The 19,275-nt window shown below is 43.0% G+C and carries 20 protein-coding genes, 1 tRNA gene, 1 pseudogene and 1 CRISPR repeat array; of the genes and pseudogenes, 7 read left to right on the forward strand and 15 right to left on the reverse strand.

Annotation, left to right across the window (positions count from 1 at the left end; genetic code table 11):
• Positions 1 to 230 precede the first annotated feature (230 nt).
• Complete coding sequence (locus FIB07_08945; GenBank protein NJD52979.1) at positions 231 to 752, forward strand: hypothetical protein; 522 nt, start codon at positions 231 to 233, stop codon at positions 750 to 752.
• Between the two features lie 8 nt (positions 753 to 760).
• Here the strand turns inward: FIB07_08945 and FIB07_08950 are convergent, their stop codons facing one another.
• Positions 761 to 1,822, reverse strand: a complete 1,062-nt coding sequence (locus tag FIB07_08950) for a site-specific integrase (protein ID NJD52980.1) — start codon at positions 1,820 to 1,822, stop codon at positions 761 to 763.
• Between the two features lie 82 nt (positions 1,823 to 1,904).
• Here FIB07_08950 and FIB07_08955 point away from each other — a divergent pair.
• Together FIB07_08955 and FIB07_08960 are read left to right on the forward strand one after the other, a co-directional pair.
• A tRNA-Gln gene (locus FIB07_08955) sits at positions 1,905 to 1,977 on the forward strand.
• A 354-nt stretch (positions 1,978 to 2,331) separates the two neighbouring features.
• Positions 2,332 to 2,577: a hypothetical protein gene (locus tag FIB07_08960; GenBank protein ID NJD52981.1), complete on the forward strand. Its 246-nt coding sequence runs from the start codon at positions 2,332 to 2,334 to the stop codon at positions 2,575 to 2,577.
• A gap of 88 nt (positions 2,578 to 2,665) precedes the next feature.
• Here the strand turns inward: FIB07_08960 and ltrA are convergent, their stop codons facing one another.
• From ltrA to FIB07_08995, 7 genes are all read right to left on the reverse strand, one after another.
• The gene (gene ltrA, locus FIB07_08965) at positions 2,666 to 3,916 is read right to left on the reverse strand and encodes a group II intron reverse transcriptase/maturase (protein NJD52982.1); all 1,251 of its coding nucleotides are present in this window, start codon (positions 3,914 to 3,916) and stop codon (positions 2,666 to 2,668) included.
• Positions 3,917 to 4,129, reverse strand: a complete 213-nt coding sequence (locus FIB07_08970; protein ID NJD52983.1) for a hypothetical protein — start codon at positions 4,127 to 4,129, stop codon at positions 3,917 to 3,919. It lies immediately after the preceding gene.
• Positions 4,130 to 4,956: 827 nt separating this feature from the next.
• Positions 4,957 to 5,796 (reverse strand): hypothetical protein, encoded by an 840-nt coding sequence (locus FIB07_08975; GenBank protein NJD52984.1) that lies wholly within the window; start codon positions 5,794 to 5,796, stop codon positions 4,957 to 4,959.
• Positions 5,797 to 6,051 (reverse strand): hypothetical protein, encoded by a 255-nt coding sequence (locus FIB07_08980; protein ID NJD52985.1) that lies wholly within the window; start codon positions 6,049 to 6,051, stop codon positions 5,797 to 5,799. It lies immediately after the preceding gene.
• A complete protein-coding gene (locus FIB07_08985; protein ID NJD52986.1) occupies positions 6,048 to 6,254 on the reverse strand; it encodes a hypothetical protein in 207 nt (68 codons plus the stop codon). Before FIB07_08985 ends, FIB07_08980 begins: the two co-directional genes overlap by 4 nt.
• A gap of 1,549 nt (positions 6,255 to 7,803) precedes the next feature.
• Positions 7,804 to 8,313, reverse strand: coding sequence for a hypothetical protein (locus FIB07_08990; GenBank protein ID NJD52987.1), 510 nt, complete (start codon positions 8,311 to 8,313; stop codon positions 7,804 to 7,806).
• Positions 8,314 to 8,471: 158 nt separating this feature from the next.
• On the reverse strand, positions 8,472 to 8,903 hold the full coding sequence (locus FIB07_08995) for a hypothetical protein (protein ID NJD52988.1): 432 nt from the start codon (positions 8,901 to 8,903) through the stop codon (positions 8,472 to 8,474).
• 649 nt (positions 8,904 to 9,552) lie between these two features.
• Here FIB07_08995 and FIB07_09000 point away from each other — a divergent pair.
• The 4 genes from FIB07_09000 to FIB07_09015 all read left to right on the forward strand — a co-directional run bounded on the left by FIB07_09000 (position 9,553) and on the right by FIB07_09015 (position 11,533).
• A complete protein-coding gene (locus tag FIB07_09000; GenBank protein ID NJD52989.1) occupies positions 9,553 to 9,861 on the forward strand; it encodes a hypothetical protein in 309 nt (102 codons plus the stop codon).
• 73 nt (positions 9,862 to 9,934) lie between these two features.
• Positions 9,935 to 10,756 carry a transcriptional regulator gene (locus FIB07_09005; GenBank protein NJD52990.1) on the forward strand — a complete coding sequence of 274 codons (822 nt, stop codon included), beginning with the start codon at positions 9,935 to 9,937 and terminating at the stop codon, positions 10,754 to 10,756.
• The gene (locus FIB07_09010; protein NJD52991.1) at positions 10,753 to 11,163 is read left to right on the forward strand and encodes a hypothetical protein; all 411 of its coding nucleotides are present in this window, start codon (positions 10,753 to 10,755) and stop codon (positions 11,161 to 11,163) included. Before FIB07_09005 ends, FIB07_09010 begins: the two co-directional genes overlap by 4 nt.
• Complete coding sequence (locus FIB07_09015; GenBank protein ID NJD52992.1) at positions 11,150 to 11,533, forward strand: nucleotidyl transferase AbiEii/AbiGii toxin family protein; 384 nt, start codon at positions 11,150 to 11,152, stop codon at positions 11,531 to 11,533. The genes FIB07_09010 and FIB07_09015 overlap by 14 nt, the downstream gene beginning before the upstream one ends.
• Positions 11,534 to 11,691: 158 nt before the next feature.
• Here the strand turns inward: FIB07_09015 and FIB07_09020 are convergent.
• From FIB07_09020 to casB, 7 genes and pseudogenes are all read right to left on the reverse strand, one after another.
• A pseudogene (locus FIB07_09020) lies at positions 11,692 to 11,959 on the reverse strand (hypothetical protein).
• An 11-nt stretch (positions 11,960 to 11,970) separates the two neighbouring features.
• A CRISPR array of direct repeats spans positions 11,971 to 14,746; the repeat unit is 29 nt; unit sequence CGGTTCATCCCCACGCAGGTGGGGAACTC.
• A gap of 143 nt (positions 14,747 to 14,889) precedes the next feature.
• Entirely contained in the window at positions 14,890 to 15,171 is a 282-nt protein-coding gene (locus FIB07_09025) for a type I-E CRISPR-associated endoribonuclease Cas2 (protein NJD52993.1), read from the reverse strand.
• On the reverse strand, positions 15,152 to 16,063 hold the full coding sequence (gene cas1e / locus FIB07_09030; protein ID NJD52994.1) for a type I-E CRISPR-associated endonuclease Cas1: 912 nt from the start codon (positions 16,061 to 16,063) through the stop codon (positions 15,152 to 15,154). Before cas1e ends, FIB07_09025 begins: the two co-directional genes overlap by 20 nt.
• 9 nt (positions 16,064 to 16,072) lie before the next feature.
• Positions 16,073 to 16,759 (reverse strand): type I-E CRISPR-associated protein Cas6/Cse3/CasE, encoded by a 687-nt coding sequence (gene cas6e / locus FIB07_09035; GenBank protein NJD52995.1) that lies wholly within the window; start codon positions 16,757 to 16,759, stop codon positions 16,073 to 16,075.
• Entirely contained in the window at positions 16,759 to 17,499 is a 741-nt protein-coding gene (gene cas5e, locus FIB07_09040) for a type I-E CRISPR-associated protein Cas5/CasD (GenBank protein NJD52996.1), read from the reverse strand. The genes cas6e and cas5e overlap by 1 nt, the downstream gene beginning before the upstream one ends.
• Positions 17,500 to 17,509: 10 nt before the next feature.
• Positions 17,510 to 18,691 carry a type I-E CRISPR-associated protein Cas7/Cse4/CasC gene (gene cas7e, locus FIB07_09045; GenBank protein ID NJD52997.1) on the reverse strand — a complete coding sequence of 394 codons (1,182 nt, stop codon included), beginning with the start codon at positions 18,689 to 18,691 and terminating at the stop codon, positions 17,510 to 17,512.
• A 50-nt stretch (positions 18,692 to 18,741) separates the two neighbouring features.
• Positions 18,742 to 19,251, reverse strand: a complete 510-nt coding sequence (gene casB, locus FIB07_09050; protein ID NJD52998.1) for a type I-E CRISPR-associated protein Cse2/CasB — start codon at positions 19,249 to 19,251, stop codon at positions 18,742 to 18,744.
• Between the last annotated feature and the right edge of the window lie 24 nt (positions 19,252 to 19,275).

The following is a 19,275-nucleotide window of genomic DNA, read 5'->3' on the forward strand; positions in this document are numbered from 1 at the left end:
GCGTACACAGCTATGCTTTCTTTCTGCACAGAAACTGAGCCAAATAAGCTTGGTTTACATTTTACTACCTGGAGTCTATCGAAACTACGTGATTATTATCTCAAAGAATCGATTGTACGATCTATAGACCTTGAAAGTGTAAGAGGTTTATTAAACTCTGAAGGAATGAAAATCAAGAAGAGCAAACGCTTTCAATATAGTAACGATGAAGAATTTGATAAAAAAAACTTGTGCTAGATACGCTGTTAGCATCACCACCGCCCAATAGCGTTATTTTATCTTTTGATGAAAAAGGAAAAACTCCTATCAAGAAATTTTCAGGAAGAAAATGGACTAATGATAAACATTACAGAATTCCCTATGCACAGAAGGTAAAAGGACTCGTAGATATTTTCGCTGCGTGGGATCCGCATAATGAACGAATCTACTATAGATTCTATGATTGGAAAAATGCCTATATTCTCATCGATTATTTTCAATGGTTATTGAATACGATTTTTCATAAAGAAGATATTTACATAATCCTGGATGGATGGAGCGTTCATAAATCGCATGCTGTTAAAACATTTGCTGCATTAAATCCAAGATTGCATCTTGTTCCGTTACCTTCCTGTTCCTCATGGATGAATTCAATTGAACGTATTTTTTCTAGAATCCAGGTGGAAGTTTTGGACAATAGCGATTTCCAATCACCTTTAGATGCAATTTATACAGTCAGTGCATTTTTTGAAAAAGAGCTTAATTCAACTTGAAGGCGTAGTTAGCTATGAAGTTCTTCCAGTAACTCTCCAACTCGCTGTTTCAACCAAACTATTTCTTTTCTTAACTCATCATTCTGTTCACTGACCTGATGGCTGAAATCTTCATTTTCTTTGAGCGCTTCCATTATATTTCTATTATCTTCCGCTATCTTACCCAACTGTAATGCCGCATCAGCCACACTGATTGGTTCTGCTTTTTTTATCTTTCCAACGGGTTTTCGTATTATCACTGGGGTCTCGCCAGGATTTACCGCATCCATAGCCTCCATAGCATTGATAACATCCTCGTCCACAATATGTTGATAAGTAGCTATCATTTTACTGTCACCAACCCAGCCGAGGTGCTTACGGATAATACTTTCCTGACATCCTCTGAGAACTAAGTCTGTAGCTCTTGCATGCCTGAAAGCGTGAGGATTAACATGTTTGCCAGTTTTTGCACTGCCCTCTATTGCATGTAACATTTCCGCGACAGCCGCCCTTTTTACTGGAAAGAGTCTGTCCTCTTTCTTTAAAACCGCATATGTTAAATGATTTCGAATATAACTGGCTGAAAATGTGTATAAACTGCGCCTATGATCTTCCCCTGTCTTAGTTGAAGGGACTGAGATAATCATTCCTCTGTCTGTTTCTTCTATATCTTCTACTTTGACCGCGAGGACTTCATTTATTCTTCCCCCACTTTCAAATAGAAAGCTGATCAAAGCTTTGTACATCGGAGAATCAATAGTTTCGATGAGTTTATTAACATCTTCCACAGATAATATATCATCCCTTTTCAGATTGCTTTTTGGCATCTTAACCCTTATGTGGGCTACCATCTCTGATTTGCCTAGCCAAACGAAATATTTTCTTAGAATACTTTTGGTGATTTCTACGGTTCCTCTTTTGGATCTTTTTTGGAGATCAATTATATATTGATTGAAAATGTTTTTATCCCATTCAGAAAGAGATTTATACTTCTCGGCTCTATTGAGGATGGATCTATGTGTCTGAATCGTATTCGGCTTGATGTAGTTGACTTCTTCTTCTTGGAGGAATTTGCTTATCATAAGTATCATAGACTAAAGGCCTAAAGAAGTATAAAAAGATGCTTTAGATATCTTTAATACGTAAAAAGCTATTATTTAGGCCGCTGTTTGAAGCCCGGTAGTGTAGCGGTCAATCATGCGGGACTCTGGATCCTGCGACCAAGGTTCGAATCCTTGCCGGGCTACTTTCCCCAATTTTATAGTCTGTTCATTTTTTCTATACAAATGTAATTAAGCTCACCCACTTCATCAGACAGGAAATTAAGTTTTACCCAGACTCAACCAACAAAAATTATCTATTATCCCATGGTGATTGTTTCGATGCCTTTCTCTGCGCAATTCAGGCCGGATGAGCATATGAACAGCTTGGGTATGGCATTCTGGAGGGATATGAATATGAGGGGGGATAGTTGCTGACCCGCGACTACTTTCTTCTAATTAATAGTCCACGCACTTTTTTAGGCAGATTGTGCATGATTTTTTATTCAAATCCTTGCCCCATAGGTATAAATATTTATAAGTATTATAATACGTACATAATGAAACGCAAAGAATTATCAGAAGCAAGTGTACGAAGAAACTATGCATTCAGTCAGCGCACAATTGAAAACTTTAATTGGCTCATAGATCACAAAATATACAGGAATGAGACCGAAGCTATTGATCTTACGATTGAACGCATGCGGACTATTTATGAAATGAGGGAAGAAGAATCAAAAACGTCAAATCCAGAAAAACCCGGTGACCTCAAAGCATCTAAAAAGGTTAAGACGGGCGATAATTAACCATATTCTTAATGACCTCAGGCATGAAACAAAAATGATCCGCTAAGCAGTAGAGTAAAAGAGAGGTCTTTCAACCTCCCCCTCCTCATCAAACCGTGCGGACGGATTTCCCGTACACGGCTTTCGTCTGACTTTTCCCTTTGCAGGAGACGGATTCATTCAGTAATGAAGAAAGAGAAATCAATCCCATCTTTTCAAGTTCGGATTGAGGAAGTGTATATAAAATTGTCTTCCAGGTACGCTTTTTCGCCTTAAAGCTCCTTAAGCGTGCCCTTATATAACTGTCGAGTATTTTAAACAATATCTTCACAGTACCGCCTTTGAAATAGTTTCCCCAACCCCGTATTACAGGATTGAGCAAACGTATCACAGTTTCAAGGCTTATTGGCTGCTGACGTCTTGTCCGCCGTTTTATCTCTTCCTTGAACTTTTTCCTTGCTTTATCCTTTGGTCTTCTCCATCGTCCATTAAAATGGAAACCGAGAAACTCAACCCCTTTCTTTCTTGCATGTATGATCTTTGTCTTTTCAGGACTGAGTTTTAACTTTAACTCCCCCTCAAGAATCTCCTTTGCTCGTTTCAGGGCATCCTGTGCGTCTGATTCAAACTTACAGAAAATAACGATGTCATCAGCGTATCGAAGGAGCAGATAACCATAATCGCCCATTCTTCTGTCGAAATGATTCAGATAAATATTCGACAGCAGTGGACTGAGGTTTCCGCCCTGGGGAGTGCCTTCAATGCTCTCCTCAAATACATCTTCATTCATTATCCCGCTTTTCAGGAACGATTCTATGAGAGAAAGAACTCTGCCGTCTGCGATCTTTTCACATACAAGATCCATCAATATTTGATGGTCAACATGGTCAAAGAATCCCTTAATATCGGCATCCACTACCCAATGGTAGCCTCTTTCAAGGTATACTTCACCCTTCCTTACTGCTGCATGGGCATCAGTGTTGGGTCTATACCCATGACTTTGAGGTAGGAATATTTCTTCAAAGATCGGTTCAAGTACGTTCTTCATTGCCTGCTGAACTACTCGATCTCTCACTGTAGGAATCCCAAGTTTCCTCATCTTCCCGTTGTCTTTTGGGATCAACACTCTTAAGACCGGGCTTGGTTCATAGCGTTTCTCTTTGAGTAGTCGCTGTATTTCGGCTAAATTCTGTTGTAGATTTCGTTCAAATTGTTCAATGGTTATTTCATCTATTCCAGCACTTCCTTTATTCGCTTTTACTCTCTTCCATGCCTTTTCAAGGTTCTTTTGATCCCATACTTTATGTATCAAGGCAAATGCCTTGAATTTGTCATGGTATTGCTGATTCCATTTTTTCATTTACTGTCTCCATCGGTTTTGGTTTCCAACAGTTGTTCCACTATCTTCATATACTGTCACCAGAGAGGGTTTTATCGCCATCTTGGCCATGCTTACTTTTCTGGTATCTTCTTTTGATACGATTGATGTTATCGTGCTGTTCACCTCTACTCTATCCAGACTGGAACTCCTTTGCTCGGTTGAGTTTTCCCTTGACAGAGTCGCCCCCTGCATCCATCGATGCAGGTTCTCTGTTTCATTGGCTCTACCATCATCGCTACTATGAGTTCTTCCGACGTCTTGCAGAGCTTCACTTTGGTTTTCCCGTCAGGTTATGCCTCCGTTACCTGTATCCCTTCCATTGAATTCAGTAACCCAGAAACAAGTAGGGTATACATTTCACCTTCGGGGAGGACGCTGCAAGACCTCCCTCGGTCACGCAAGAAGGCTTTTGAATCCATCCTGACCATGATCACCCCGACAATCACTATTCTGCTCAAGCTTCCATTGGAAATGGGAATGTCGCATCTTGTCAAGGCCACTTTTGGTTCACTTATTGTTTCAGGCTGTGGATTCCGATATCAGGGAACTCCGCACAATACTTCACAGTACTGCACTTCCCTTTCTCTTCGTACAGGAGCAGACCTGTACGGTGGGATTTTCACCCCGGTGGACATGTGCCGTTATGTTTTTTTTTGTCCTTCTTGTTCATTCTTTCCTTCCTGCGCTTCGAGGCACGCCACTTCCTGACTCTGGGCGAATGCCCAGACACCATATTCTCGCTGGAATATTCCTCAAACATTAGAAAGGGTCTGGGGAATCTATCCCCAGCGCACTTTCAAGAAGAAAAAGACGATATGAATGCAGAAAATAAAGAAACGTAAGGGGTGGATAGTGAAAGGTTTGCTATCTCATCATGAGGATTTGTACTCGCCCCAGGGGCTCCCCTGCCCCGCATGGGGCAAGGAGTATAAATCCCCCGTTTACTGTAGCGGCTCAATCATGAAGGCTGATACTGGTAATGTGGGGGTCATCACCCCAACAAAACCATAAGTGAATCTTCATCCGGTGCAGGCTGCGGCTTCCTGTGGGATATTGGCAGCAGCCGGGTTCATCCTTGTCCTGTCGATCACAAAAGTAACCACTTTCTCGATCCTTGACAGGGAATTAAGAAGTTCCTTGAAACTGTAACTTTCTATATATTCTTTGACATTACCGAGAGGGATCTTATAGCCCATAAGATACCCGATCACTGCGGCGCTGAATTCTGCTGTTACTTCCTGATCCTTCTTCTGGCCTGGCTTCAGGCCATTAAGCTTATCATCTACTGCGTGGCTTAACTCATGAAGGAATACTTCGATATCAGGGCTGGCAAGCTTGATATTTTTATTAAGAAGGTTATATGATCCATAGGATGTCCCACAGAACCGCACAGGTACAACCTTAAGATTGAGCTCCTGTATGATGCCGTTGAGCTCGCAGGGAATATTGACTTTGTAATCTTCTGTTATCAGTGGCGCTCCTTCTGTGTCTTCGCTCCTGAAAACCGGGATAGCCCTGAATCCTGCAAGGATTTCTTTTTCGTTTGTCTCTGTCTCACTTGATGCCGCAGGCTTCTCCTCTTTGATCTTTTTGAACACAGGCCCGAGGATATAGAAAGCCTTTGAACCTTTCATTACAAACCTTCCGGCTTCGTGCCATTGTTTGAATCCTCTTGCGTCTTCGGTGTCATGCATGAACATCACAATGCGATTAAAGAAACTCCATTTATCAGAGGGGATATTACCGCTTCCCCTGAATACTGCATGGGCGACTTTCTCAAGATTATCCTCATCGAATATCTTAAGGAGCAGGTCCATCGCTTCTTTTACCCGTGGATTCCTGGTTTCAGAGGCGGTCATTTAGACCACCTCCATAAAAAGGCTCATGTCCCGGGCCACAGCGATTTCATGCTTGCAGTTGTGGATTTTCGCATCAGGGCAGGAGCAGATAATATCCTGCCCCCTGATCTGTACTTTGTACCTGTGGCCGTTCTTGCCGTTCACAGCCTCGAAGTAATCAAAGCGGTTCAAAACCCTGATCCCTGCAGATCTGGCCAGCCTTTTCAGGGTGTCCATATCCCTTACATTCACGAAGCTTTGATCTTTCTTCATCATAGCCTCACCCCTTCTGCTTCAAGCTGCCTCTCTATTTCCCTGCAACCTTCAGCCCACTCCTTCCAGGCCTGATTTCCTTCAACCGTGAAGGGGTCGTATTGTGGCGCGCTTGCTGCCTGCTGGCTCAACAGCTTTTTGAGGTCTTCGATCTTTGCCATCTCCGAAGAGGAGATAGATTTAATTCTCTGTGCGTTGTTTTCCATATGCTTATTCCTCGGTACAGGAATGAGCCGCGCCTCTGGGTGTTAGTAGCACCGCAGGGGCAATTCTGCTCTTTTCCTTAATGCTTTATACGCATGCATACTATTTAAACTAAAGCATATTAAATCCCTTTAGAAAGTGCGTGCAAAGTATTAATATGAATGCATACAATTTAACATCGAGGTATAGTAATAAATGACTACTAAAAGCATCAGGCTCGATGAGGAAACATATAATAAACTCAAGGCAATACAGGAGCGCTATGAAGATTTGACTTTTTCCCAGATACTTGACTTTCTTATTGAATCAAAAGTTGATATGAAAAAGCTGGAAAAAGTTTCAAAATAAAATCACCATGCTGGCGCGCAGGTGAACAGCTTCAAACGTTCTGAGGATAAATCTATTCTCGCCAGGCGTACAGAGAGTGGAGGGCAGGCACATTATGTTTTTTACGTCTCTTCTCTTTGCGATTAATACGATATAAGTAAATTCGTAAAAACACGAACAAACACGGGCGCATAACTAAAAACATCGCGAAGCGCGTGGAGATAGAGGTATCCAGGGAGGTTAGAGCCTGACCCTGCCACAAAAAAATATCATAAGCCAAAGCAACAATTCAGGATCACTAAAAATCTGTGCGCTCTCAATACGTAGAGGAACATTCAAAAGAGTATATCCGTGGTGTCATCGCCTGCCCTGCCAAATAGATAAACGACGAATGAGATTATGATGGCTCGTCGCCGCGCGATTTTTTGCCGCAGCAAAAAACCCTTCAGGGCGAGCCTTCATTATCTCAGGCGTCGATGACGTTTGGCAGGAGCAGGCAGCAACACGGATATTTACTTTTTGCGTGAACGGAGTACATAATAGACCTGCGCACCCGTCGTAATTAGCAGCTTCAACCATTGGAGACGTAAAGCTGCAACTCTATGCAGTTCTTAAGGTCGCCCAATCTCACTTCAACGATCGGCCTATCGCGCCGCAGCGAGAACTGCCGATATCCGAAGCGAAGCGTAGGGCTGAGGCAGCGTGAGCCCCGGCGGAGCGAAGCGACAAATCAAAGATACGCTAATCATACCCCAAGGGCAGTCATAGTATCAATATCCCGGCTGCCCCACGATACGATAAATCCATGCCCCTTCATAATATAATGTTCTCGCGAGCCCGTTCTCAGTTAGCCGTTGCAACCTGAATAGTGAAAGGATCACCTAAACCGGCGACTCTCTGGAGCGAGAGCGAAAGAGTGTCGCCAAGACAGCAGCGACAATGACCGCAAGGCGAGAGCCGTGCCTGAGTGAACGACGCGCAAGCGTGCGGAGTGAGCGAAGGATGCGGTGATTGGAGTGTACGGATAAACAATGCAGCAATCCGCTGGAAGCGGCGCTTTGGATGTTGAAAAAATCCTCTAATGCTTCCAGAAATTGACAAAATGCTGCTTGCCCTTTACCTGCTAATCCAAGGCTGGCATCAAGAACTTGGGTGACCTCGACCGTTATTCCTGTAGGATACACCAATTATATTATATAATTGTAGTGTCAAGAAGTTTTAATTCTAATACAATTTCCCATTCTTCCAGAAAAAGGGCTTTTCTGGCGGTCTATTGAATTTATCGAACACACTTGGGTAAAGTGCTGGATATTTCGCTTCTTCCAATGGAATATTAAACATCTCTTCAGGGTCGTTGTCTACACCGCCTAATCCAATAACAATGAAAACAGGCATTCTCCGTTTATGCGAAAACTCTTGATACCTTTTCATTTGTTCAGGATAAGACCAATTTAAAAGACCTTCATTATTAAGATTTGAACGATATTTACATTCTACAGCGAATAATTCACCAGAAGGCTCATATCGAAAAACAAAATCTGGATTCATGCTACTTTCAACATAACGTTCTTGGTTTGTTTCAGTAGAATGTGTCTTTTCTACAAGGGAAAAGTATTTCATTGAAAATAAATCTAACACATAATCTTCAAATCTTAATCCAACCATAAAAGGTTCTTCAGAGAACGTGTATTTTATACCTTTAAGAAGGTCGATACCAACATCTAATATACCCATATTTTTTCACTATACATATATATAACACATTGATATTTTAAAGTTGTGAAAAATTAAAATGAGCATGATTTCCTTTGTGAGCTCTCCCTGAATGATACCAAAATTATTGGGGTAATATTGTACTATTTGCAGCTTTTAAACAGTTGTTCAAAGCTGCGCTAAAAAATAATTTTCTCAGAAATTCGTCTTGTTTCCTCAAGACCTCTGCTGAGGTATATTGCACCGAATAATGCTTCCAATGCCTCTGCATTTATTGTTTCGTTGGTTTCATAATCGGATGGTTTATTTCTTATATCCATATAATTCACTAACTCAAGTTTAATCGCTATATCGGCAAAGTTCTTATCCGATTCAATCTCTTCACCACTTTTTTTTGTAAGTTCTCCCTTTCCCCAATCAGGATTATTTATATAAAAATGCTCCCTTATTATCAGCTTCAGTACTGCATCTCCAAGAAATGCGAGTCTTTGATTATTGTTTGAATTGTTGCTGCTATGAGTCAACGCTTTTTGGAACAGTTCAACTTCATAGAAAGATAATGTAAAAATATCGCCCAATAAATTCTGTATGTCTTCAATTGAATTATTCATGCTCAGTCTCCACAGTTTAAATAACTGTGAAATATAATATAGTTATTCCAGCTGCCCATCACCTTTCGTGAGCATGAGAACGGACTTAAGGCTCCTGGGTGATCTCGGCAGGCCTGCTTATCGTATACTACAATAATACGATAAAATTGTAGTATTTATTCTCCATGCCTTCTCCTTCCCAGGACCAGACCTCTCACCCTGACACAGGCTGATTAGGACAGATACGGCTGGATAAGTATCTCATTCCAGCATCTTCCTTACGATCTTCTCTGCTGCAGGTTCTACTTTTTTGAGGAGCTTTTCAAATCTTTTCTCATTCTGAAAAGCAAACCAAGATTGTTAAGATGATGTCCTTCATTTCCTCTATCTCCGATTTTCTGAGAGATAGCCAGAGCTTTCTGGCAATTAGGGAAGATTGCACAATTTCTGCCGACTAAATTCACCATCTTGCGACGTTAATGATAATTCCGTTCCTTGACATGTATTGTATGCCTCGCAGCAACCGCCGATAATCTCCTTTATCCACCTGTGCCATCGTATTGGCACTCCATGCAAGTAATAAGATGCCTGGGATGTACTTCTCATATCCTGCCCCAAATTCACTTAAAACCTAACCTTTAATCTGAAATAGCAGGGATATAGATCGAATATGAATAACGATAACAAGGCCTTGTTTATCTTCAGTATGGTCTTTTTTTTCATAGGTGACCTGGCAACGACCTATATCGCCCTGATTAATGGGATACCGGAAAAGGGATTTATCAGAGTGATCGGAAGCTCTGGTCATGCAGATTTGGTTATCATGAAGCTGCTTTTTTTTACAGCCCTGTATTTTCTAATCATGTTTTTAGAGAAGCAGGATAATTATCTTTGCGGCGCCGTCCTCGGTCTTGTTGCGGGGATGGGGATGACGGTTACATGGATGAATGCTCTGGCTATTGTGGAGTATTTAGGGTGATGTAACCTATCACATGAAATAATGATAACAAACCGCGATAAGTTTATAAATACCTATAATCATTGTAGTATTTGTGATTGAATCAGGAATATATCTTACAGAAAATAGAAAAAGCCTTTCAAAGACAGAATCATATCTACTTTCGAAGCTATCTGAGGAAGGAAGGGAAATTTTTACTGTAAAAGATGCAGCCGATGTTTTAAAAAAATCTCACATACACTCCCGAAAAATAATAAGTAACCTTAAGGCTAAAAGATGGATTGAAAAAATAGAAGCGGGAAAATACCTCATAATGCCGTTATCCGCAGGCGTTAAGCCAAAATATACAGAACATGAGTTCGTGATCGGTTCAAAACTTATCGAACCTTATTATATCGCGTACTGGAGCGCACTGAATTACTATCATTTGACCGAACAGATACCTTTTTCTGTTTTAATTGCAACCACAAAGAGAAAGAGCAACAGGAAAATACTGGATGTGGATTATCTTTTTGTAACATTATCCAAAAAGAAGTTCTTTGGCTATACAACCGTAAACATTGCTGGAAAAAACATCTTGATGTCAGAGAAGGAAAAGACCATAGCAGACTGCCTTGACTATCCTGAGTACTGCGGCGATATTACTGAAGTTGCAAAGTCTTTGAAAGCCGAGGGTTTGTCTTTTGAAAAGATAGTTGATCATGCAAAAAAGATGGGAAATGCAACAATACTGAAAAGGCTTGGATATTTGTCAGAAATCCTATATATAAAACTAGATGAAGAATTAAAGAAAACTATGCTGGAAAATATTTCAAAAGGGTATTCCGTTCTCGATCCATCCATAAAATCAAGAAAGGGAAAATATAATGAAAAATGGAAGCTGTTGATAAACAGAAAAATAGGTGAAGAGTTTTGATAACTGCAGATGAAGTAAAAAAAGCAGCACGAAAGAAAGGATTTCCAGCAGGGGTTGTAGAAAAGGATTATGCACTGACCTGGCTGCTTTATGGGGTATATAATTCCGAGCTTAAAGATGTCCTGGCCTTCAAGGGAGGAACTGCATTAAGCAAAGTATATTTCCCTAAATTCTGGAGGCTGTCTGAAGATCTGGATTTTACAGTTGTTAAAGAAATCCAGCCACAAGAAATTGAATCAATGCTGAAAAGCGGTCTGAACCTGCTCAATGAAAAGACTGGAATGAATTTCAATATTGCCAGTTTCCATTCACATCCAGATCATGCCATAGTAGCAATACAATTCACGGGATCACTTGGCAAGAACGTCATCAGAATGGATATAAGCCTGAAAGATGCTGGTCATTAAACCTTTGAAAATGGAAAAGATTGATGATTATTCTGACAGCATAAGATTTACTATTCTTGTTTATTCTCTGGATGAGATATTGCTGGAGAAGCTTCGCTCAATTATTCAGCGCAGCAAGAGCAGGGACTACTTTGATGTCTGGATGCTCCTGAATAAAAATAAGTTTGATAAAGGCAAGATCAAAGATCTCTTCATAGAAAAATGCAAATTCAAGAATATCAAGCCAGACTATGAATTGTTTTTCGAGGATACAAAGCTGAATGAGGCACGAGATTTCTGGGAAAAAGGTCTGGGAAGACTGATGAAAGAAGTTCCTGTGTTTGACACAATCATTGCTGATTTGAGGAAAGAGCTTGAGTTTTTGAAATGAAATCTTTCTTTACAGAAAAGCCGGTCATTGCATCGATACTGAGTTCCCTGAATATGAAAATGGCGGAATCCATTTCCTCGAATATCTTTAAGTCGTCGTGAACTTTGCATCTGTCAGCATGATTCTCGATGAGGTCGACACATAATGAGTGGAAAGTCTTAGCGATCACTTCCTTTCCCTGAAGGATTTTTCTCTACTTTTTCGCGCATGTTCCTTGCAGCTTCTTTGGAGAAGGTGAGGGCGAGGATATGGGAGGGGTCGATGTTTGTTTTCGACCATGTATGCTATTTTTGCAGTTATGGTCGTGGTGTTGCCAGTGCCTGCGCCTGCGAGGATCAGGGGGTGGGTATGATTTATGGAGGGAGCTGGCGGGATAATAGTATTGACAGCATCAAAAATAAGGGCATGATAGCCCCTCTTCCACATCATATCGAAAACGGTTCATCCCCACGCAGGTGGGGAACTCATCTCCACCGCCGCCATTACCGCCCATCATACCGGTTCATCCCCACGCAGGTGGGGAACTCGGATGAGCTATACCCTTTCCCTTCATGATCTCCGGTTCATCCCCACGCAGGTGGGGAACTCCTCCTCCTCTACTATGAAACCCTCATCAAGGGCGGTTCATCCCCACGCAGGTGGGGAACTCCCCGTCCCGCATTGTTTCCATGAACTCAATATCGGTTCATCCCCACGCAGGTGGGGAACTCTCTGGCAGCATCCATTATTTTTGTGCAGCACTCGGTTCATCCCCACGCAGGTGGGGAACTCTGTATGAAATGACCTAACCTCTAAGATCGTGCCGGTTCATCCCCACGCAGGTGGGGAACTCAGTTCAAAGCACCAACATCAAAGTAATTGCTGCGGTTCATCCCCACGCAGGTGGGGAACTCCTTGCAAGTCTTTTCTCTGATTGTTTCAGGAACGGTTCATCCCCACGCAGGTGGGGAACTCGAGCCCCCGAACTCAACGAGAGCAGCGACAATAGGTTCATCCCCACGCAGGTGGGGAACTCTAAACGCAACCTCATAACTGAGGTTGTTTTTACGGTTCATCCCCACGCAGGTGGGGAACTCATATCGAAGGATCGCAGGATATCGACCGGTATCGGTTCATCCCCACGCAGGTGGGGAACTCCTATATAGACTAATTTATTCGTAGGATTCATGCGGTTCATCCCCACGCAGGTGGGGAACTCACAAAGGCGGAAAACAAGCGATCCGCAAAAAACGGTTCATCCCCACGCAGGTGGGGAACTCACAACTTCTGTTGGTGGATTAACTTTATCCGGCGGTTCATCCCCACGCAGGTGGGGAACTCATGGCGGTTCTGTCTCATGGCTCAATAGCTCGCGGTTCATCCCCACGCAGGTGGGGAACTCGTAAGTTATTGTACTCCAGGAAGGGATCGTACGGTTCATCCCCACGCAGGTGGGGAACTCCGAACACCATCTCAGAATAATGCGGCAAACCTCGGTTCATCCCCACGCAGGTGGGGAACTCCCAAGACCATCTCCATTCGTGACGATTGCCATCGGTTCATCCCCACGCAGGTGGGGAACTCTCGAGAATTTTGAAACATTCGATTATATGTTTCGGTTCATCCCCACGCAGGTGGGGAACTCATCCATCATAACAGTTAGTCCTGGACTGATCACGGTTCATCCCCACGCAGGTGGGGAACTCCCGGATTCGTTGTAGACGTCAGCATGGGTCCTCGGTTCATCCCCACGCAGGTGGGGAACTCGTAATCATTCAAGAATGAGGAGTTGAATTATGCCGGTTCATCCCCACGCAGGTGGGGAACTCTTTACACTAAGACGTTACGTAACCCGTTAGCTGCGGTTCATCCCCACGCAGGTGGGGAACTCGATTTTCTTTGTTGTTAAGTCTTCCGGGATTTCGGTTCATCCCCACGCAGGTGGGGAACTCCTGCCCGCGCTCGACTTTCAGGCGTTAGACTCCGGTTCATCCCCACGCAGGTGGGGAACTCACTACCGCCACATGGCAGCGATAGAAAGGAGTCGGTTCATCCCCACGCAGGTGGGGAACTCGTTGCGGCCTTGTTTTTCTCTTCTTCTGATGCCGGTTCATCCCCACGCAGGTGGGGAACTCATAATGCAAATTATACGCAGTTTTTGCATAAGCGGTTCATCCCCACGCAGGTGGGGAACTCGGGGGGCGGTTCTATCCCCTGCAAAGTACAGCCGGTTCATCCCCACGCAGGTGGGGAACTCGCATAAGCAGCAGTCAGGGTAAGCGAAGTGTTACGGTTCATCCCCACGCAGGTGGGGAACTCAGCCAATAGGCGCAGACATTAAAATAATATTCCGGTTCATCCCCACGCAGGTGGGGAACTCTAATGCAAGCTACCAGATAAATAGCGGTGCTGCGGTTCATCCCCACGCAGGTGGGGAACTCGCTCCATTTCACCGTTATACTGGCCGGATCGCCGGTTCATCCCCACGCAGGTGGGGAACTCATGTCCTTTCACCTTTTTGATGAGGGGCGTAACGGTTCATCCCCACGCAGGTGGGGAACTCTGCCACCAAGCGCACATTTCCATACGTCTATTCGGTTCATCCCCACGCAGGTGGGGAACTCTCCCTGATCTGCACTATATATACTCCGTCCGCCGGTTCATCCCCACGCAGGTGGGGAACTCACTATACTGTATTTTATATAATTCTAATTCTGCGGTTCATCCCCACGCAGGTGGGGAACTCAGTTCCACCAGTATAATGTCGTTGTAATTTCTCGGTTCATCCCCACGCAGGTGGGGAACTCATACAACGAACTGAAATTCAAAATTATGAAGGCGGTTCATCCCCACGCAGGTGGGGAACTCACGCGTCGCAGTATATCCTTCCCGCATCACGATGGTTCATCCCCACGCAGGTGGGGAACTCATAAATAGAAAAGATACTGGAGAGAGGTTTATCGGTTCATCCCCACGCAGGTGGGGAACTCTTAAGTGCGCCCTTCTCGCCAACAGTGTCTTCCGGTTCATCCCCACGCAGGTGGGGAACTCTTGCCCTCTTTGCAACCACGCAGTCCCAATTTCGGTTCATCCCCACGCAGGTGGGGAACTCATATTTTCTCATACCAGACGTCAGCGCGCGCTCGGTTCATCCCCACGCAGGTGGGGAACTCGGCGTGACTCCGAACGCTATTTTTGTTATTCTCGGTTCATCCCCACGCAGGTGGGGAACTCTCTTTACTATTTATATCATTAAAGCGGAAGTCTCATACCGCTATCCTTTACATATGGGTAATATTGTATAATACTATTAATTATTAAATCATATATATTAATTACCATGATTATTTCACTATCACCATATTCCATAAGATATATCAGCCATTCGGTAAAAACGATACCAATTTAAAACCATCCATATCTACTGGCATTCGCCTGTTAGCCCCTAAAGTTACAAAATCATAACCTGCTTCATTTTGCGCACTCCATGCCATGATTGCACTTCCACCATCCAATCCCTTTTCCACATTATTCCATATCATATCCCTCACTTTCGAAGAAAAATCACCAACATATACACCTGCGCGGATCTCAAGCATCCATACAGCCAATCTACCACGGAGATTAGGTGGCGCATTTTCAGTTACGATGACCAGCATCACCAATCCCCTCTTCCACTGGAATCGCGGGCTGCACGGCATCTGGCGCATCTTCTGGCGGAGAAATGCCTCCTGCCTCCAGTATCTCCTCAATAGTAGGAATGATGTTTCTAAGCAGTTTAGTTTCCCTGAATGAGTCCCTGCATGCCCGGCGCACCATGCCTTCCGGATCGGCTGGTTTTTTGGCAGCAATACTGAAAGCTACTGGCACAACAGTCTCAAATTTAAACAGATCAGCAATATCATATACGAACGAAAGAGGTTTCCCGGTATGCACAAAACCTATGGCCGGTGCATATCCTGCCGCCAGCACACCGGCTTCTGTAACACCATACAGGCAGGAAGTGGCAGAACTCAGGCATCGGTTAGGCAAATCCCCGCTTCCCCATTCTGTGCTGTCATACCGCCGTCCTTTCCATTCAATCCCATAGCGTTTCGCCATTAATTCATACATTTTCTTCACCCTCGCTCCTTCCATACCGCGCAGCTGTTCTACATTGCTGCCAGGAGGAATATTATCATCAAACCTGAATTCATACATCTTGCGAACCACTTTGAGCCGTAATTCCTCATCAAGAGCCAGTTTAGCCTGGTAGAGAAGACGGTCTGAGCGTGCTCCGCCTGGTTGACCTGCTGAATAGAGACGCACACCTGCTTCACCTACCCATATAAGTAAGCACCCTACCCTTGCAGCAAGAATCGCTGCAGCATGGGATACGCGGGAACCGGGTTCAAGCATCAGGCAGGCTACACTTCCTATGGGAATGTGGGTACGCACTCCGTTTTTGTCCACTAATACGAATGCTCCGTCAAGAACGTCAAGCTCTCCCTTTTCCAGAAATAAGAGGGAGATGCGTTCTTTGATCGCTATGGGTTTGAGTTTAGGGAGCATGGATTGGCCTCAGATCGATGCACGACGCACCATCATCAAACCACATCCAAAACCCTTTGCAGGACCAATACCAACATACAAAGCCTCCTTAAAACGCTCAGGATCAGTGACAGTCAATAATCCAGTAAAATCAATAGTGCTAATATTAATTTGATTTTTTCTATTTGGCTTGTAGAACTGTTTCTGATGATAGCCGTCCGCTCGGACTTCATTTTCACTGATTCTAAATCCATATTGTTCCCCTTTTCTTGCCAGCCATTCAAAACCATGCTTCTGGACTATCTCAGCTTCTGATGGCCATTTCTCTCTTGGGACACTTTCTTTCTTCAATTGAGTTTTTGCATTCATGACAACATCATGACGATGCTGTTTTTTTTCATCATTGCGTTTTGTGCGGATAGGATTTGCACATAGCGTAAACGATAGCTTCTGGTCAATTTCTAAAACAGGTTCATATTGTTTGGATTCAATCTCCCATACATCACTTCTATCTTCCGGGATTCGTTCAGAAACACAGTAAAATGTCGGCAGACTTTCCGATCTTTCATAACGATATAAAAAATCTCGTTTTCTTTTTGGATCATCTGCAAACAACAACCAGAGCAAACCATGGATATGATATGTGTTATCCATGCTTTTCCAGAAGTCTTTGTTCTTATATGCATTGCGCTGCAATTTGATTCTGCTCATATACATTATTTATCTCCCCCATATGGTTGAACGACAGCATAATGCTCTTTTCTATCTGCAAATTGCCAGCGCTTTCGACTTAATGGATCATCACGCCTTGTTATTGTATGTAACGATGGAACACACGAAACATTTGTTCCTTCCCAGAATAACCTCATACTATCATCTTTTTTCAGATCATTCAGAAGAGTATCTGCATAATTTGAATTGATCACATCTGTTATATTCGCGCCATTGATCACTCTGGCATCAACTGGCATTGCCAGGGGACAGGATTTGCGACCAAGATAAAGGACAAAGGTTGGTTCCTTCATTTTTTGCGCCAGAGTTTCAAGTGAATAAGGAATCTCTTCTGATTTCGCCCATATGCAAACTGTGTACAATGCATCACAATAATAATCCCTTGTAGAGAGTATCGTCTTCAATTCTTCCTTTGAAACCGCAAGTTCATCCTTTCGTGTTGCAAATTTCTGTTGATTCCGTTCTTTGCCTGATGGTGGAACCTGTGAAGTATGATAATCCCGCAGCATAATTCCTGATGCATCAACACGAACGGCAAAATCATATGATTCTGCAATTGCTCGAAGTTTCACATCTTCATCCCTGCGAATTCCAATAGCTGCTGCAATTAATCCCATAATGGCAGATTTCGATGGATGGTCAAATGTGGGGCGATAGGTCCCAACTGCGACATCACCCCAGGAAGCCATAGGTCCATAAAGACGAAAAACCAGGTATTTCGTCATAATATTGCTCCTAAGTTGTAACAAATTTAAGAATTTCTTCTAAGGAACCTGTACCAGCAAATGCATTCATTTCACAATTTGATTCACTGCATTTTCCGTAGACCGTTTGAATATTTTTATTCGTTGTCTTCAAAGCAGATATGGATTCATCCAGCAAATCCTTTCCATTCAATGCTTTTAGGAATGCAACTGATAAAGAGCGGGGCTGTTGAGTGCCCTTTTCTGCCATAATATATGATGCATAAGCACGGGATGCAAAACTGTTCTGCTTTCCAGTTGGACCAACTTTCGCAGCAGCTTCTACCAGAGCTTTCAATGCTTTTTTCGCCAGTTCTTTATCTCCTCCAAGATTTTGTTCAAGAAGTATGCGGTTAATACAGATGTAATTATAGAACAGACCTGATGCAAATTCTGCTTCTCCGACATGTCCTGCTCCCGCATTATCTTCTTTTTTGTTGAGGTCATCCACAGCAGTGAAATAGTCATCTTCCACTGCAACTTTATGAACGGTTATTGCATGGGAAACCTGAACTGCAGCTTCAATATTGGATTTTGGAGCGTTTGCGAGCATACGACCGAACATAGCAATATCAACAGATGTAATATCTTGATGTAATAATTTTGATAACTCATCTTTACGCGGCTCACGTCTTTCATTTGAGATCATCTTTATCAAATCCTGAATTGCAGAAATTTCATTATTTGAATAAAAAACCAATTGTTCACCTTTCAATGTTTCTTTATCGATGTTACTGCTTTTCTTCTTGGTTTTTTTTCCATTGCTTTCGGCATCTTCTTCTATCACTGTCTCTTCAGTTTTTGAATCTTTTTTGGTTGCTTTATCTACAAACACTGCAGCAATATTAAATGCCCACAGCTTCGCTTCATTTTCAGGGATTATGGCTGGCGCTGGCGGCATCGTTTGTCCTGATAAAAGGTTCTCAAGACTTATTCCACTAATAAGTGCCTCCTTGATCTTTACACCCATCTCTTTTGTTCGAATACCTATATTCTTTATTAGAACTTCTCGAAACAGTTCTGACTCCCTCCAGGCTCTTTTCAAACTCTGGGATGATATTCTGAGTCTCTGGGTTCCACCCATTACAGCAGTTTTTGGTCTTCCGAGGTCATCACGGTTCAGATTCGATGGCGGATACGATGCCAACATATGTATTTGTATGAAATCACTCATTTTCTATTCTCTCCTTTGTTCTATTTTTTTCAATTTAATTGATACTCAATTCATGACTCCGATGGCGCTTTTTCATAATATTTGAAAGCCCATTCCTTGCGTGTTGATTCATTCACGTTCCACCAGTAAATGCTATTTGCAAGTACTGGGATATTCACAGTTCCATCAAGCATGTGTACAATGCGAATCAACGGTTCAAACAATTCGTTATCATAAAGCTTCAATAAACGCCTGAAGCGCAATCCACTGACACAGGCATTATTGCTTCCAGACCTTGGTGCAGCCATCTGTTCTGCGAAATGAACTTTTTCATTATTGCTTCGCACATGGGACAGGATGCCAGCTATCAATGCAAGAGATTCTGGATTCACATAGCCAAAATGTTTGAATTTCATTCTGAGACGGTGAAATGCAGGATTAAATGCGACTTCTGTAGGGTTGTGACATCGTCTCAATGCAGCCCTGTCCCCACGGGAATTTTCCAATCCTTTCCACCATTCCAGCAATACATCACGTGCATACTGATTAGATACAAATGATAGACTTCTATTTTGTTCCATATTTTATTCACTTCATTTTTTATT

Source organism: Candidatus Methanoperedens sp. (assembly GCA_012026795.1).
Lineage (GTDB): Archaea > Halobacteriota > Methanosarcinia > Methanosarcinales > Methanoperedenaceae > Methanoperedens.

Coding starts and splice junctions, on each gene's coding strand:
- FIB07_08995 (NJD52988.1), bottom strand. CDS start 8,903: ATGAATAATTCAATTGAAGACATACAGAATTTATTGGGCGATATTTTT.
- FIB07_08950 (NJD52980.1), bottom strand. CDS start 1,822: ATGATACTTATGATAAGCAAATTCCTCCAAGAAGAAGAAGTCAACTAC.
- FIB07_09015 (NJD52992.1), top strand. CDS start 11,150: ATGCTGGTCATTAAACCTTTGAAAATGGAAAAGATTGATGATTATTCT.
- FIB07_08975 (NJD52984.1), bottom strand. CDS start 5,796: ATGACCGCCTCTGAAACCAGGAATCCACGGGTAAAAGAAGCGATGGAC.
- FIB07_08980 (NJD52985.1), bottom strand. CDS start 6,051: ATGATGAAGAAAGATCAAAGCTTCGTGAATGTAAGGGATATGGACACC.
- casB (NJD52998.1), bottom strand. CDS start 19,251: ATGGAACAAAATAGAAGTCTATCATTTGTATCTAATCAGTATGCACGT.
- cas1e (NJD52994.1), bottom strand. CDS start 16,063: ATGCTCCCTAAACTCAAACCCATAGCGATCAAAGAACGCATCTCCCTC.
- FIB07_09025 (NJD52993.1), bottom strand. CDS start 15,171: ATGCTGGTCATCGTAACTGAAAATGCGCCACCTAATCTCCGTGGTAGA.
- cas5e (NJD52996.1), bottom strand. CDS start 17,499: ATGACGAAATACCTGGTTTTTCGTCTTTATGGACCTATGGCTTCCTGG.
- ltrA (NJD52982.1), bottom strand. CDS start 3,916: ATGAAAAAATGGAATCAGCAATACCATGACAAATTCAAGGCATTTGCC.
- FIB07_08960 (NJD52981.1), top strand. CDS start 2,332: ATGAAACGCAAAGAATTATCAGAAGCAAGTGTACGAAGAAACTATGCA.
- cas7e (NJD52997.1), bottom strand. CDS start 18,691: ATGAGTGATTTCATACAAATACATATGTTGGCATCGTATCCGCCATCG.
- cas6e (NJD52995.1), bottom strand. CDS start 16,759: ATGTATATGAGCAGAATCAAATTGCAGCGCAATGCATATAAGAACAAA.
- FIB07_08990 (NJD52987.1), bottom strand. CDS start 8,313: ATGGGTATATTAGATGTTGGTATCGACCTTCTTAAAGGTATAAAATAC.
- FIB07_09000 (NJD52989.1), top strand. CDS start 9,553: ATGAATAACGATAACAAGGCCTTGTTTATCTTCAGTATGGTCTTTTTT.
- FIB07_08985 (NJD52986.1), bottom strand. CDS start 6,254: ATGGAAAACAACGCACAGAGAATTAAATCTATCTCCTCTTCGGAGATG.
- FIB07_08970 (NJD52983.1), bottom strand. CDS start 4,129: ATGCAGGGGGCGACTCTGTCAAGGGAAAACTCAACCGAGCAAAGGAGT.